The organism is Roseovarius dicentrarchi, from assembly GCF_003316635.1.
Lineage (GTDB): Bacteria > Pseudomonadota > Alphaproteobacteria > Rhodobacterales > Rhodobacteraceae > Roseovarius > Roseovarius dicentrarchi.
Genome location: NZ_QNQP01000003.1, coordinates 97,851 through 112,028, shown reverse-complemented (window position 1 = coordinate 112,028; position 14,178 = coordinate 97,851). Strand labels below are relative to the sequence as shown.

12 protein-coding genes are annotated in these 14,178 nt (G+C 64.5%); 3 read left to right on the top strand and 9 right to left on the bottom strand.

Annotated features, from left to right (window positions below):
* Positions 1–18: 18 nt before the first annotated feature.
* Together DQ230_RS03085 and DQ230_RS03080 are read right to left on the bottom strand one after the other, a co-directional pair.
* Entirely contained in the window at positions 19–477 is a 459-nt protein-coding gene (locus tag DQ230_RS03085) for an Lrp/AsnC family transcriptional regulator (protein ID WP_113911035.1), read from the bottom strand.
* Positions 474–929: an Lrp/AsnC family transcriptional regulator gene (locus DQ230_RS03080; protein WP_113911034.1), complete on the bottom strand. Its 456-nt coding sequence runs from the start codon at positions 927–929 to the stop codon at positions 474–476. The genes DQ230_RS03085 and DQ230_RS03080 overlap by 4 nt, the downstream gene beginning before the upstream one ends.
* A gap of 130 nt (positions 930–1,059) precedes the next feature.
* Here DQ230_RS03080 and ilvC point away from each other — a divergent pair, with 130 nt between their 5' ends.
* On the top strand, positions 1,060–2,082 hold the full coding sequence (ilvC, locus tag DQ230_RS03075; RefSeq protein WP_113911033.1) for a ketol-acid reductoisomerase: 1,023 nt from the start codon (positions 1,060–1,062) through the stop codon (positions 2,080–2,082).
* Positions 2,083–2,160: 78 nt separating this feature from the next.
* Positions 2,161–3,087: a DMT family transporter gene (locus tag DQ230_RS03070; RefSeq protein WP_113911032.1), complete on the top strand. Its 927-nt coding sequence runs from the start codon at positions 2,161–2,163 to the stop codon at positions 3,085–3,087.
* Positions 3,088–3,105: 18 nt separating this feature from the next.
* On the opposite strand, the gene folP is transcribed toward DQ230_RS03070, so the two are convergent.
* The 7 genes from folP to DQ230_RS03035 form a co-directional block, all read right to left on the bottom strand.
* The gene (gene folP, locus DQ230_RS03065; RefSeq protein WP_113911031.1) at positions 3,106–4,119 is read right to left on the bottom strand and encodes a dihydropteroate synthase; all 1,014 of its coding nucleotides are present in this window, start codon (positions 4,117–4,119) and stop codon (positions 3,106–3,108) included.
* 1 nt (position 4,120) lies between these two features.
* Positions 4,121–5,053, bottom strand: coding sequence for a dihydroneopterin aldolase (locus tag DQ230_RS03060; RefSeq protein ID WP_113911030.1), 933 nt, complete (start codon positions 5,051–5,053; stop codon positions 4,121–4,123).
* 99 nt (positions 5,054–5,152) lie between these two features.
* A complete protein-coding gene (locus tag DQ230_RS03055; protein ID WP_113911029.1) occupies positions 5,153–5,779 on the bottom strand; it encodes a cell wall hydrolase in 627 nt (208 codons plus the stop codon).
* A gap of 163 nt (positions 5,780–5,942) precedes the next feature.
* Positions 5,943–8,498, bottom strand: coding sequence for a putative PEP-binding protein (locus DQ230_RS03050; protein ID WP_113911028.1), 2,556 nt, complete (start codon positions 8,496–8,498; stop codon positions 5,943–5,945).
* A gap of 77 nt (positions 8,499–8,575) precedes the next feature.
* Entirely contained in the window at positions 8,576–10,675 is a 2,100-nt protein-coding gene (gene glyS / locus DQ230_RS03045) for a glycine--tRNA ligase subunit beta (protein ID WP_113911027.1), read from the bottom strand.
* 3 nt (positions 10,676–10,678) lie between these two features.
* The gene (locus DQ230_RS03040; RefSeq protein WP_113911026.1) at positions 10,679–11,203 is read right to left on the bottom strand and encodes a DUF6446 family protein; all 525 of its coding nucleotides are present in this window, start codon (positions 11,201–11,203) and stop codon (positions 10,679–10,681) included.
* Positions 11,203–12,132 carry a glycine--tRNA ligase subunit alpha gene (locus DQ230_RS03035; protein WP_113911025.1) on the bottom strand — a complete coding sequence of 310 codons (930 nt, stop codon included), beginning with the start codon at positions 12,130–12,132 and terminating at the stop codon, positions 11,203–11,205. The genes DQ230_RS03040 and DQ230_RS03035 overlap by 1 nt, the downstream gene beginning before the upstream one ends.
* Before the next feature lie 217 nt (positions 12,133–12,349).
* Between DQ230_RS03035 and DQ230_RS03030 the strand changes: the two genes are divergently transcribed.
* Positions 12,350–14,137 (top strand): trypsin-like peptidase domain-containing protein, encoded by a 1,788-nt coding sequence (locus DQ230_RS03030; protein WP_113911024.1) that lies wholly within the window; start codon positions 12,350–12,352, stop codon positions 14,135–14,137.
* The last annotated feature ends 41 nt before the right edge of the window (positions 14,138–14,178 follow it).

The following is a 14,178-nucleotide window of genomic DNA, read 5'->3' as shown; positions in this document are numbered from 1 at the left end:
TACCTCGGCATACTAATCTTACCCGATAGGGCCGGGCCTGCGCTCCTCGCTCAGCAGCACGTTGGCCTCGACATCGCCAACACCGGGCAGGGTCATGATGCGCCGCCGCAGAACCCGTTCAAAATCGCTGATGTCGCGCGCAACCACGCGCAGGCGATAGTCGTAAACGCCCAGGATATGCTCGACGCTCTGCACCTCGGGAATGGCCGAAACCGCCCGCTCGAAGTCATCCAGGCTGACCCGTCCCTTGGTGGCCAGCTTGATCCCCAGAAAAACACTGACACCGAAGCCCAGCTTCTCCCGGTCCAGATCCATCCGCTGCCCCTTGATGACGCCCGTATCATACAAACGCTTCACCCGCCGCCACGTGGCGGGCTGCGACAGGCCCAGCTTGCGCCCCAACGCGCTGGCGCTCTGCGTCGCATCAGCCACCAATTCGCGCAATATCCGGCGATCCACGTCATCCAACTCGATCACAGCGGAAGCCCCTCATCCGACTTGATCCGTGCCATATGCATCAGCGCCTCGATCTCGGTGATATGCGGCAGGGTCAGGATCGCACTGCGATAGATATGCTGATAATGCACCATATCCCGCGCAATCACATACAGACGCAAATCGACCCGCCCCAGAAAAGTCTGGATCTCGATCACCTCCGGCACCTCGCGCGCCGCCGCCGTGAATTCGTCAAACGCGCGCGGCTGCGTCTTGTCCAACTGCGCACGCAGGGACACCTCCACCTCATAGCCCAGCTTGCCCCAGTCGATCACCGCCCGGTTGCCTAAAATCACGCCCTCCGCCTGCATCCGCTCCAGCCGCCGCGCGCAGGTATTGGCCGTCACCCCCGCCAGATCCGCCAGCGCCGTGGGCCCCAGTTGCGGCGCATGCTGGTAATGCCGCAATATCCGCCTGTCCGTATCATCCAGCATGATTTTCCCAGCCTTGCTTCATCTTGGTTATAAATACTCAAAATAACCAGCCTATCAACGCGGTTTTGCAGTTCCTCTCAGGTAACATCGCGTAGTTTCAGCAGCAACACCGCAACGAAAGGACACCATCATGCGCGTTTATTACGACCGCGATTGCGACATCAACCTGATCAAGGACAAGAAGGTCGCCATCCTGGGCTACGGCAGCCAGGGCCACGCCCATGCGCTGAACCTGCGCGATTCGGGCGCGAAGAACCTCGTCGTCGCCCTGCGCGAAGGCTCCAAATCGGCCAAGAAGGCCGAGGGCGAGGGCCTCAAGGTCATGGGCATTGCCGAGGCAGCGGCCTGGGCCGACCTGATCATGTTCACCATGCCCGACGAATTGCAGGCCGAAACCTACAAGAAATACGTGCATGACAACATCCGCGAAGGCGCGGCCATCGCCTTTGCCCACGGCCTGAACGTGCATTTCGGCCTGATCGAGCCAAAGGCAGGGATCGACGTCATCATGATGGCGCCCAAGGGCCCCGGCCACACCGTGCGCGGCGAATACGTCAAGGGCGGCGGCGTGCCCTGCCTCGTGGCTGTTGACACAGATGCATCCGGCAAGGCGCTGGAACTGGGCCTGTCCTATTGCTCCGCCATCGGCGGCGGCCGCTCGGGCATCATCGAGACGAACTTCCGCGAGGAATGCGAAACGGACCTTTTCGGCGAACAGGCCGTGCTGTGCGGCGGCGTGGTCGAGCTGATCCGCATGGGGTTCGAGACGCTGGTCGAGGCCGGTTATGCGCCTGAAATGGCCTATTTCGAGTGCCTGCACGAGGTCAAGCTGATCGTCGATCTGATTTATGAAGGCGGCATCGCCAACATGAACTACTCGATCTCGAACACCGCCGAGTATGGCGAATATGTCAGCGGCCCGCGCGTTCTGCCCTACGAGCAGACCAAGAAGGAAATGAAGGCGATCCTGCACGACATCCAGTCGGGCAAATTCGTGCGCGACTTCATGCAGGAAAACGCCGTGGGACAGCCCTTCTTCAAGGGCACGCGCCGCATGAACGACGCCCACCAGATCGAAGAAGTCGGCGCCAAGCTGCGCGCCATGATGCCGTGGATTTCCGCCGGCAAGATGGTCGACAAAGAGAAGAACTGATCGCAGTTTCAGACCGATCACGAGGGGCATCCGCTGAGCGGGTGCCCCTTTTCACATCTCGCGCGCAAGGCCAGAGCCATGACACCCATCACCCCTGCCAACTGGTTTCGTCTGATCCTGCTTGGCGCCATGTTCGGCGCTGCCTTCATGTTCACCAAGCTGGCGCTTGAGGGGGTCGGCCCGCGTCTGGTGGTCGCATCCCGCCTTGGCCTTGGGGCGATATTGCTGCTGACGATCGCCTATGCGCGCGGCACCGGCCTGCCACCTGTGCGGGGCAAGGGCGCCGGGCTGATCTGGGTTTTTGCGCTGGGCATGGGTGTTTTTACCAACGCATTGCCGTTCTTCCTGCTCAGCTGGAGCCAGCAATTCGTCGCGTCGGGCTTTGCCGGCGTCTGCATGGCGGTTGTGCCGCTGCTGATCCTGCCGCTGGCACATTTTCTGGTGCCGGGTGACCGGATGAACCTGCGCCGCTTTACCGGCTTTCTGATCGGCACCTGCGGGGTGGCCGTGCTGATCGGCCCCAGCGCCTTTGCCGCGACCGGCACCGAATTCGAACTGACGGCGCGGATTGCCTGCATTGCCGCCGCATTCAGCTATGCCATCGGCGCCATCCTGACGCGGCTTTGCCCCGATGTGGATATGATCTCGCTCGCCGCCGCCGCGCTGAGCATTGGTGCTGCGCTGTTCGTTCCGTATGCGCTGATGATCGAGGGTGTCCCTGACAGCATTCCGGCAACCAGCCTGCTGGCGCTGCTATACCTTGGCACACTGGCGACAGGCACGGCACAGTTGCTGCTGGTCCAGATCATCCGCAGCGCCGGACCTGTTTTCATGTCCCTGCTCAACTATCAGGTGCCGCTGTGGTCAATGATGCTGGGCATCGTCTTTCTGGGTGAGGAGTTGCCGACAAACATCTACTGGGCGCTGCTGCTGATCCTGTTCGGCCTCGGCCTGAGCCAGGCCAGCGCGCTGAAGCGGCTGTTCAGCGGTCGCCGCCGGGCGTGAGATTATTCGCGAATAATCTCAGACGCGCCCAGCCGTCGCCGCGCGCCATACTGCAATCGCCGAGCGTGTGGCGGCCACGTCATGCACCCTGACGATCTGCACGCCCTGCGCGATGCCCGCCAGCGCCACGGCGACCGATCCGGGCATGCGCGCCGCCGGGTCCGGGGCAGCGCCGATGGTGCCGATGAATTTCTTGCGCGACGCGCCCAGCAGCACGGCGCAGCCCAGACCATGAAACAGGCTAAGCTGGCTTAGAAGCGTCAGGTTATGCGCCTGCGTCTTGCCAAAGCCGATGCCGGGATCAACGATGATCTGTGCGGGGTCGATGCCTTGGGACACCAGCGCATTGATCCGGTCCGACAGGAAATCGTAAACATCCAGCGTGACGTGATCGTAGACCGGATTTTCCTGCATCGTCTGCGGATCGCCCTGCGCGTGCATCACGCATACCGGCAGGCCGGCGTCCGCGCACCACGGCGCCAGCGCCTGATCGTAGGTGAACCCGGACACGTCATTGACCAGATTGGCGCCTGCGCCAATCGCCGCCTGAGCGACGGCGGCCTTGCGCGTGTCGATGGAAATGGGCGTTTGCGCCCCGGCGCGGATGGCGGCGATGACGGGCGCGGTGCGCGCGATCTCTTCCTCCGCCGGGACGGGCTGCGCGCCGGGGCGGGTTGATTCGCCGCCCACGTCAATCATGTCGGCGCCCGCCGCTGCCATCGCATGCGCCTGCGCCAGCGCCGCCTCGGGCGCGTTGAACTGGCCGCCGTCGGAAAAGCTGTCGGGCGTCACGTTCAGGATGCCCATCAGCCGCGGCGCATCAAAGCCGAGGCGCGCAATGGGCGGGCGCGGCGCGGTCAGGCGCGTCAGGATATCGCCGGGAATATCGGCGATATCCACCAGATCGCTGCCCCCGTCCCGCGTGAGACGCTCGGCCCGGTTGAACCATGTCCAGCCGCCCGCCAAAGGGCGGGCATCCGCCGGGCGGCAGGCGTCACTCTGGGCGATGGGGCGGTAATAGACGCGGCTCATCCTACAGCCCCGATTGCGCGATATCCTGAACCAGCACCGGCACGCTCGTGCCGTTCTCGAACGGCGGCTCGCCGATCAGCAGCAGGTCGGACGCATCCATATGCCCGGCAAACCATGCGGCCAGCGCCACGGGTTTGTCGGGGCCAACGGTGGGGCCATCAACGGCGTCCAGCACAATCTTGGACGGTGCCCAGACGCTGATGCGGCCATGGCGCATGGCCCAGTCCAGCTCGGTCCTTGTATCGACCACGACAAAGCGGTCGTCGCGCCCGGCCAGCACCCATGCGTTTTGTTCAATCGCCAATAGATCAACGCGGCGCTGGGTCATGCGGTGGCCGGTTTGCGGCGGCATCACGTCAGCGCGGCCGACGCACAGGATCACCGGTTCGGCCCGCTGTTCCAACTGGTCCAGCCAGCGAATCAGGTTGGGCGATTTCACCGCCTCATTGCTGAGGTAGACAACATGCGGGCGCGGTGCCGTCTGGTCGTGGCTGCCGACGGGCCGGGTTTCCAGATCATCGACAGAGCGGACGATTTCGACGCCCAGCGCGCCGGGGCCGCGATCCAGCTTCTCGATCCGGACAAAGGTGCGCACGGCCTGCGGTTCGGCCAGAATACGCTCGGCCACGTTTTCGGCCAGTGTTTCCAACAGGTTCAGACGTTCCTCGGCCAGCTCGGCGGCAATCGCCTCGGTCACGCGGTCATAGCTGAGGATGCGGTCAACATCGTCGTCCAGATCCTCGGTCACCGGGCGCACTTCGACAACCACGTTGAAGCAGATACGCTGCGTGATGCCACGCTCCAGCTGGAAGGCGCCGATTTCGACCTCGACGATGTGATCGCGCAGGGAAATGCGGTCCAGTGGCCCGTCGGGCGCCGTCGCTTCGGCGCGGGCGCCCGGATGGCCGAAGGCCAGTGAGATTTCATCGCTCATCGCGTATTCCTGCTGGTTGCGCGGCGCGAAAATAACCGCGCTGAGCGGGGCTTAGCATAGCGCCGGACGGCGTACAAATCCGCAAAGCGGTGTGCCGCGTCAGTTCTGCGACAGGCGCGTGGGCTGTTTGTAGAAATAATGGGTTCCGATCGTCGCCGTGCGCGGGAACACACGGGCCCAGCCGGGGCTGACAGCGCGGGTGTGGTAATGCGTCGCACCGCCCGTCAGGGGGCGTTCGGCGCCGCTGACCATGATATCGGCGATCTTGCCCACACGCTCGAACGCGCGCGGCTCGGCGATGACTTCGGCGCGGCCATCGCATGTATAGGTGAACTGGCACCCATAAAGCTGGCCTGTGCCCTGCTTGACGACACCGCAGATGCTGCCGGGATAGGCGGGGCTGTCAACGCGGTTCATGATTACTTCGGCCACGGCAAACTGGCCTTTGACCGTCTCGCCGCGCGCCTCGAAATACAGCGCTTCGGACAGGCAGCGCCAGTCTTCGCCGCCTTTGGCGGGCGCCTTCGCGTCCAGCCATTCGCGGGTATATCCCAGCGTGGCGGCCGGCGCCTTGAGGTAGCTGGCGACGCGTGTTTGCGACATGGCATTCAGGCCGCGACGCTCCTGACCCAGCAGTTTGGAAATGGCAGTATCGGCCCCGGCAGGCAGGGCGGGGGCAAGCGCAACAGACAGCGCGATGGCAAGAGATTTGAGTTTGGGCGACATGGATCAACCTGCGAATGGCGAAGGGCCAAGCCCTCCCGGATCACGGCGGCATACAGATTTCGCGCCATTTGGTCCAGTCCGTGCCGATTTCAGGCGATTTTCTGCCGTTTTCAGCCCTTGGCGGGCGCGGCGCGGAGCCACGCCATGCCCCTTGTTTTAAAGGCTACAAGCGTGGTTCATCGCCTGTCTTTTCACGCACCGCCAGTTGCGCCGCGGCCAGACGCGCCACAGGCACCCGGAAGGGCGAGCAGGACACGTAATCGAACCCTGCGGCCCGGCAGAAGGCTATCGATTCGGGGTTGCCGCCATGTTCACCGCAGATCGACAGGGTGATGCCGGGGCTGGCCGCGCGCGCCCGCTCTGCCCCGATGCTGAGCAGTTCGGCCACCCCGTCCAGATCCAGCGTGTGAAACGGATCTTCGGGATAGACGCCCTGCTTGACATATTCGGACATGAACCGCCCGGCGTCGTCGCGGCTGAGGCCATAAGTCATCTGGGTCAGGTCATTGGTGCCAAAGCTGAGGAACGACACCTGCGGCGCGATATCACCCGCGCGCAGAGCGGCGCGCGGCGTTTCCACCATGACGCCCAGGCGATAGGCGAAATCCTGTCCGGTTTCGGCACGCAGGGCGGCGGCGACGGCGTCGACGCGGGTCTTGACCAGTTCAACCTCGCGGCTGGCCGATACCAGCGGGATCATGATTTCGGGGACAATATGCACCCCCTCACCCGCGACCTTGATCGTGGCCTCAAGGATGGCGCGCACCTGCATATCGTAGATTTCCGGCACCGTGATGCCCAGCCGCACACCGCGCATCCCCAGCATGGGGTTATATTCCGACAGCGCCTCGACCCGGCGGACAACGGTGCTGAGCGGCAGGTCCAGCGCCTCGGCCAGGGCGCGGTGGCCGGCGCGGTCGCTGGGCAGAAATTCGTGCAAAGGCGGATCGAACAGGCGGATGCAAACCGGCTGATCCTGCATGATGCGGAACAGATCGGCAAAATCATCGCGCTGCATCGGCAGCAGCCGCTCCAGCGCCGCCGCCCGGTCGGGGCTGGTGCTGGCAAAGATCATCTCGCGCATGACGCGCAGGCGGGCCTCTTCGAAGAACATATGTTCCGTGCGGCACAGGCCGATGCCATGCGCATTGAAATTGCGCGCCATTTTGGCGTCCATCGGCGTGTCTGCGTTGGCGCGCACGGCAATGTCGCGCACATCATCCGCCCACCCCATCAACACCTGAAAGCTGTCATCATGGCCCGCATCCAGCAGCGGCGCCGCCCCGAACAGCACCTCGCCATTGGTGCCGTCGATGGTGATCACGTCGCCCTCGTTCAGCACGCGCCCATCGGGGGCGGTCAGCTTGCGGGCCGTCGTCTGAAACCGGATGGTGGACGCGCCCACCACGCACGGCAGGCCGATGCCGCGTCCGATCACGGCGGCGTGGCTGGTCATGCCGCCGCGTTCGGTCAGGATGGCGACGGCCGCGTGCATGCCGCGAATATCCTCCGAGCTGGTTTCGCGCCGCACCAGAATGCTGGCCTCGCCGCGCGCGGCGGCGGCCTGTGATGCCTCGGCTGTGAACACGATCTTGCCGGTGGCGGCACCGGGGCTGGCGGCAACGCCGCGGGCCAGAACGTCGCGCTTTGCTTCCGGGTCGACCTGCCGGTGCAAAAGCTCGTTCAGCGCGCGCGGCTCGATCCGCATCAACGCTTCTTCGCGGCTGATGATGCCATCCTCGGCCAGCGCCACGGCGATGCTGACGGCGGCGCGGGCGTTGCGCGCCACGCGCATCCCGTCCAGCAAATGCAACTTACCGTTTTCAATGGTGAATTCGGCCTGCATTTCCTCGCGCAGCTTTTCGCGCATCAGCATCAGGTGCGATTTCAACTCGGCAAATGCCTCTGGCGCCAGATCCTCCAGCGAGGGGCCGCGCCCGTCACGCTCCAGATAGATGGTGCCGTTGCTGCCATTCAGCGCATCGCGCCCCTGACTTTGGCTCAGGTAGCGCCCGGTGATCTGCCGCGCGCCGGATTTGCTGTTGACCAGTTGCATCACGCCGCTGCCCGATTCGCCATGGCCCAACCCGATGGCCATTTCCTGCACCACAAGGCCCAGCCCCGCATCGGCCGGCGCGCCCTTGGCCTGCCGCAGGAGGCGGGCGGTCGTCCCCTCCCACGCGCGCGCCATGGAGCGCAGCACTTCGGCCAGTTGCACCGAGATATCCTGCGGAAACGGCTCTTCGGTTTCTTCGCGGTAGACGCGCAGGGCAAATACCACCGCCTCGTCCGGGTCTTCGGGCATGTCGTCCAGCATGTCGGGGTCCAGTCGCGCGACGTGGATCGCGTAGCTTTCGATGAACCGCAGATACAGCCGCGTGGCGGCGGCGGGGCCGATCCGGCCGGCCAGCCGGTCACGCATCGCGTCCGACATGCCGATATTCAGCACCGCACGCGGGCCGCCCCAATCGCCATCCTCGGACGAGGGGCGCACGCAGAGCAGCGCCGCACCGTCCAGCATCGACAAAAGCGCGCGCAGGTCCGGCATGCCGCCCGCCGCGATGCCGTGCACCACCTTGAACGACAGCGCAACGGTCGGCGGGACGGGCATTTTCAGCCGTGCCAGCCGTTGCAGGCATTTGGCCCGCCCGCCATGCGTATGCGCGCCAATCGGCGCGCCGGGGGTGACAAGCGTGATGTCCGTATCGCGATGCTGCACTGCGGCGCCTTTCCCTTTGTGGGTGCAGCATAGGCGCGTGCGCGCCCATGGCAAGGAAAACCGCCGGGCGCGGCGCCTTAGCCTTCGATGCGGGTCAGGTCAGCGGCGGCCAGCCCGATCTTGCGGATCTGGCCCAGCATATTCAGGCGATTGCGGCGCACCACCTGATTGTCCGAATTGACCTGCACCGCGTCGAAAAACGCATCAATCGGGGCGCGCAGACCCGCAAGGGCGAACATGACGGCGGCGAAATCCTCGGATTTGACGGCGGCGGCAATCTGCGGCTCGGCCTCGGTCAGGGCGGCGAACAGCGCGCGTTCCTCCTGCGTTTCGGCGAATTTGGCATCGGCGCCAAAGGAATATTCGACGCCGTCGTTCTGCTCGGCCTGTGTCAGGATGTTGTTGGCCCGTTTGAACCCTTGCAGCAGGTTTTCCCCGTCCTCGGTCTTCAGAAAATCGCTGAGCGCGGTGGCGCGTTTGACGAGCAAGGCCAGATCGTCGCTGCCCGGCATGGCGATGCAGGCGTCGATGACATCGTGCCGGATGCCCTGATCGCGCAGGAACACCTTGAACCGGTCATGGAAAAACGACAGCAGACTGGCCGCGCGCAAACGCGTTTCAATGGCGTTAAAGCCCTGATGCGCCTGCCAATGGCCGATGCCCTTGATCAGGATACCGTCCAGTTTGCGGCGCAGGTTGCTGTCCAGAACCAGACGGATCACGCCCAGCGCGGCACGGCGCAGGGCAAACGGATCCTTGCTGCCGGTCGGCTTTTCATCAATCGCCCAGAATCCGGTGAGGATATCCAGCTTGTCCGCCAGCGCCACGGCGATGGACACGGGCGCTGTCGGCACCGCGTCGGAGGGGCCAAGCGGCGCGTAATGATCCTGCGCGGCGGCGCCCACTTCGGGCGGCAGGCCGGCGACATCGGCGTAATAGCGGCCCATCAGCCCCTGCAATTCGGGGAATTCATAGACCATTTCCGAGGGCAAATCGGATTTGGCCCAGCGCGCGGCCTGCTCGGCCAGATCGGGATCCGCCCCCACCACCGGGGCGATTTCCCGCGCAAGCGCGGCGATACGGTTCACGCGGTCCGCCTGCGTGCCCAGCTTGTTATGGAAGGTGACATTGGCCAGCGCGTCCTGCCACGCTTGCCCGCCTGCCTGCGCGACGCGCAAGTCATTCTCCCAAAAGAATTTGGCATCAGACAGCCGCGCGAACAGCACCTTCTGATTGCCCGCCAGAATAGTCGCGCCGTTATCGGCAGTCTCGCGGTTGGCGACTGTGATGAACCGTTCGATCCGGCCCGTCTTGGGGTTGCGCACCGAAAAGAATTTCTGATGTTCCTTCATCGAGGTTTGCAGCACCTCGGGCGGTAGTCCCAGAAACGTCTCGTCAATCCGGCCCATCAGCACCACCGGCCATTCGACCAGCCCGGCAACCTCGGCCAGCAAGCCCGCGTCCTCGGCCACCTCCAGCCCGGCGGCAAACGCCTGATTGGTCGCGTCCTGCCAGATCGCATCGGCGCGTTCGGCGGCGTCCAGCACAACGTGACGCTTCTTCAGCTTGGCCGCGTAATCGTCAAAGCCGGTGACGGCAAACCGCCCCGGCGCCATGAAGCGGTGGCCCTCGGTGGTGTTGCCAGCCTTGATGCCGTCGACGTCCAGACCCACAACACTGGCCTCGCCCGCGTCATCCGTCAGGATGCACAGGATCGAATGCAAGGGGCGCACCCAGCGCAGGCTGCCCGTGCCCCAGCGCATAGATTTCGGCCATGGGAAATTGCGAATGATGCCTTCCAGCACTTCGGCAATGATCACATCCGCATCGCGGCCCGGTTTGGTGATGGTGGCGTAGTAAACCTGCCCCTTCTTTTCGTCCCGCACCTCCAGATCGTCGCGGGTCACGCCCGCGCCGCGCAGAAACCCCTCGATCGCCTTTTCTGGCGCATCGGTGCGCGGGCCTTTGCGTTCCTCGCGCGTGGTGGGCGACGCGGCGGTCAGCCCGTCAATCGCCAGCGTCAGGCGGCGTGGAGTGGAGAAGGCAGCGGCGCCCGCATAGGTCAGCCCGGCCTCGACCAGACCGTCGGTCATGCGCGCCTTCAGGTCGGCGGCGGCGCGGGTCTGCATCCGGGCCGGGATTTCCTCGGAGAAAAGTTCGATCAGCAGATCGGGCATGGTTTAGTATCCTTCGGGGGGTGTCGGGCAATCGTCGGGGGCGGCATTGCCGTCAAACACAATCTCGCCGCAGCGGTTGATCTGGTCCCAGACCCAGCCGCGCCCGTCGTCATGAATGGCAACCACCCGGTCAATGCCATATTCGACGTTTTCAATGCTCATGAAGGCCAGCGCGCTGCCCGCCTCGATCGCCGCGCCGATTTCCTTGGCGTCAAAGCAATCGAACCATTTCGGCGCGGTCAGCGGCACCGCGTCCTCGTCCAGCACATAGGTTTCGGTCAGCATGGCCAGGCTCATGGAGGTGTCAAAGCACGCGCGGTAGCGGATGGGCGAGCTGTCGGCGTCGATGGCGCGGAAATTGTCGTACAGCACCGGCTCGGGCGCGTCCGTGATCAGCGATGTGATCTGCACATCCGTGTCGCCATTCGGCGTGACGTCATAATAATAGGCGTAGACCTGTTGGTAATACATCAGGGCGCCGCCAGCGACGGCACAGACAACCAAAAGCACGGTCAGGATCTTTCCCATTACGCCGCCCAGCCCCCGGCGCTGGTCTGCACGAAGGCGTCGGCGCATTGTTTTGCCAGCGCGCGCACGCGGCCAATGTAGGACTGCCGCTCGGTCACGGAAATCACGCCGCGCGCGTCTAGCAGGTTGAAGATGTGGCTGGCCTTGATGCATTGGTCATAGGCGGGGTGCGCCATGACGATGCGCCGCTGCGTTTTGGGGTCGGTTTCCGGCGCGTCCAGAATGGCGCGGCACTCGGCCTCGGCCTCCTCGAAATGGCGCAGCAGGACATCGGTATTGGCAATGTCGAAATTCCAGCGTGAAAATTCCTGCTCGGTCTGGCGGAACACGTCGCCATAGGTCAGCGGGATGGGCGCGGCGGGGTCGTTATAGGGCATGTCCATGACGTGACCCGCCCCCAGCACATACATCGCCAGACGCTCCAGCCCGTAGGTCAATTCGCCCGAAACGGGCGTGCAGTCATGCCCGCCGACCTGCTGGAAATAGGTGAACTGGCTGACTTCCATCCCGTCGCACCAGACCTCCCAGCCCAGACCCCAGGCGCCCAAGGTCGGGCTTTCCCAGTCATCCTCGACAAAGCGGATGTCATGCAGGTTCATGTCGATGCCGATGGCCTCAAGGCTGCCCAGATACAGCGCCTGCAATTCCGGCGGGCTGGGTTTGATCAGCACCTGGTACTGGTAGTAATGCTGCAAGCGGTTCGGGTTCTCGCCATAGCGCCCGTCGGTGGGGCGGCGCGAGGGCTGCACATAGGCCGCCGACCACGGGCGCGGCCCCAGGCTGCGCAGGGTGGTGGCGGGGTGGAACGTGCCGGCGCCGACCTCCATGTCATAGGGCTGCATGATGGCGCAGCCTTGGGCGGCCCAATAGCTTTGCAATCTCAGGATAATTTCCTGAAAGCTGCGCGGTTTTGCGGTGGTATCGGTCATGCGGGCCTCTTTCGGGATGCCATGGGGCGCGGCGCCCCTGAAATCGCGCCCCCTACCTACGGCGGGCCGGGCAACGCGTCAATCAGGCGGGCGGGCATAATTTGGCGCCGGGTTCCGGGGCGGCGGAGTGCATATTTTAAGTGCATATTATCGGTTTCTTGTTAGAACACCTGAAACGCAATGGAATTTGCGATGGGTCTTAAGGGTGACGAATAGAATGATAAGCAGATTTCTGGCGGCGATTTTCGTGATGGTCGCGGGCCTTGGCATGGCGCAGGCGCAGCAAACCGGGGATACCGGGCCGGTCTGGGTCCAGATCGAGGCCCAGCCGAACCTTGCCGCCATAAACGAGGCATTGCGCCGCCGCGCAGCATCGCTGAACGATGTGAACGGCTTTGATCTGGACGGATCGGGCTGGTTCGTCGTGGCGCTGGGCCCGTATGACCCCGAAACCGCCGATGAGGTTCTGCGCGAATTGCGCCGCAATGGCAGCATCCCCCGCGACAGCTACGTCACCCAAAGCTCTGATTATGCACGGCAGATCTGGCCGGTTGGCGCCGATTTGCTGGCGCAAGACACGCCAGCGCCGCAGACAGAGGCGGGCACGGATCTGGCACAGGCGCTGGAGCAGGTCGAGCAGGCGCAGGCCGATCCCGCGCCGCAACCCGAGCCTGAAGTCGTCGACGAAACCCCGCGCGAGGCCCGCGAAAGCGAGGCGCAGCTCAGCCGGGACGAGCGGGCCAGCCTTCAGGTCGCGCTGGAATGGGCCGGGCATTATCAGGGCCGTATCGACGCGCAGTTCGGCGCAGGCACCCGCCGGTCCATGGCCGCATGGCAGACGGCCAACGGGCATGACAATACCGGCGTTCTGACCACTCGTCAGCGCGCCGAATTGCTGGCGCAGTACAATGCCGTTCTGGACGGTCTGGGGCTGGAGCGTGTGGCAGACCCCAAGGCAGGCATTCAGATGCAGATCCCGCTGGGCGTGGTCAAATTCGCAAAGTATGAGCCGCCCTTTGCGCATTTCGACGCGACCGGCGACATCCCTGCCCGCGTTCTGATGATCAGCCAGGAGGGCACGCAGGACACGCTGTATGGCCTTTATGACATCATGCAGACGCTGGAAATCGTGCCCGAGGACGGGCCGCGCGAACGCGGGCGCGACAGCTTTACCCTTGTGGGCGAGAATGCCAGCATCGTATCCCATACCGAGGCGCGGATTGAAGGCGGCGAAATCAAGGGCTTTACCCTGATCTGGCCCGCCGGCGACGAAGAGCGGCGCACCCGTCTGCTGCGCGTCATGCAGGACAGTTTTGTGCGCACCGGCGGCACGCTGGACCCCGGTGCCGGCTACAATGAGGCGCAAAGCGTCGATTTGATTTCCGGTCTGGAAATCCGCAAACCGAAATTCGCGCGCTCGGGATTCTACATCGACGGGCGCGGCACTGTTGTCACCACGTCCGAATTTGCCACCGGCTGCGGGCGCATCACCATCGAGGATGGGCAGGATGCCGACATTGTCGCAACCGATGACGGTCTGGGCGTGTCGGTGCTGCGCCCGCGCGGCGCCGTGGCGCCCATCGGCGTTGCCGCGCTCAGCCAGAGCGCGCCGCGCATCCAATCCGAGGTGACGCTGGCGGGGTATTCCTATGGCGGCGTTCTGGGCGCGCCGTCGCTGACTTTTGGCACCGTGTCCGACATCCGCGGCCTGAACGGCGAGGAAGGCATAAACCGTCTGGCGCTGGCCCCGCTGGATGGCGATGCCGGCGGTCCGGTTCTGGATTCGGGCGGCGCCGTTCTGGGCATGCTGCTGCCGCGCGGCGATGGCGCGCGCACGTTGCCCGGCGATGTGGCCTTTGCCGCCGGGTCGGGCGCATTGGCGCGCGTGCTGGCCGATGCCGGGATGACCCCCGCTGCGGCCGACACCGGCACTGCGGCGCTGGCCCCGGCGCAGATGTCCGAACGCGCGGCCGGCATCACCGTGCTGGTCAGCTGCTGGGAGTGACGCAATTTACCGGCGGCGATGCGTGACGCCGCCGCCGGAAC

Coding starts and splice junctions, on each gene's coding strand:
- DQ230_RS03080 (WP_113911034.1), bottom strand. CDS start 929: ATGCTGGATGATACGGACAGGCGGATATTGCGGCATTACCAGCATGCG.
- ilvC (WP_113911033.1), top strand. CDS start 1,060: ATGCGCGTTTATTACGACCGCGATTGCGACATCAACCTGATCAAGGAC.
- DQ230_RS03070 (WP_113911032.1), top strand. CDS start 2,161: ATGACACCCATCACCCCTGCCAACTGGTTTCGTCTGATCCTGCTTGGC.
- folP (WP_113911031.1), bottom strand. CDS start 4,119: ATGAGCCGCGTCTATTACCGCCCCATCGCCCAGAGTGACGCCTGCCGC.
- DQ230_RS03060 (WP_113911030.1), bottom strand. CDS start 5,053: ATGAGCGATGAAATCTCACTGGCCTTCGGCCATCCGGGCGCCCGCGCC.
- DQ230_RS03055 (WP_113911029.1), bottom strand. CDS start 5,779: ATGTCGCCCAAACTCAAATCTCTTGCCATCGCGCTGTCTGTTGCGCTT.
- glyS (WP_113911027.1), bottom strand. CDS start 10,675: ATGCCCGATCTGCTGATCGAACTTTTCTCCGAGGAAATCCCGGCCCGG.
- DQ230_RS03040 (WP_113911026.1), bottom strand. CDS start 11,203: ATGGGAAAGATCCTGACCGTGCTTTTGGTTGTCTGTGCCGTCGCTGGC.
- DQ230_RS03035 (WP_113911025.1), bottom strand. CDS start 12,132: ATGACCGATACCACCGCAAAACCGCGCAGCTTTCAGGAAATTATCCTG.
- DQ230_RS03030 (WP_113911024.1), top strand. CDS start 12,350: ATGATAAGCAGATTTCTGGCGGCGATTTTCGTGATGGTCGCGGGCCTT.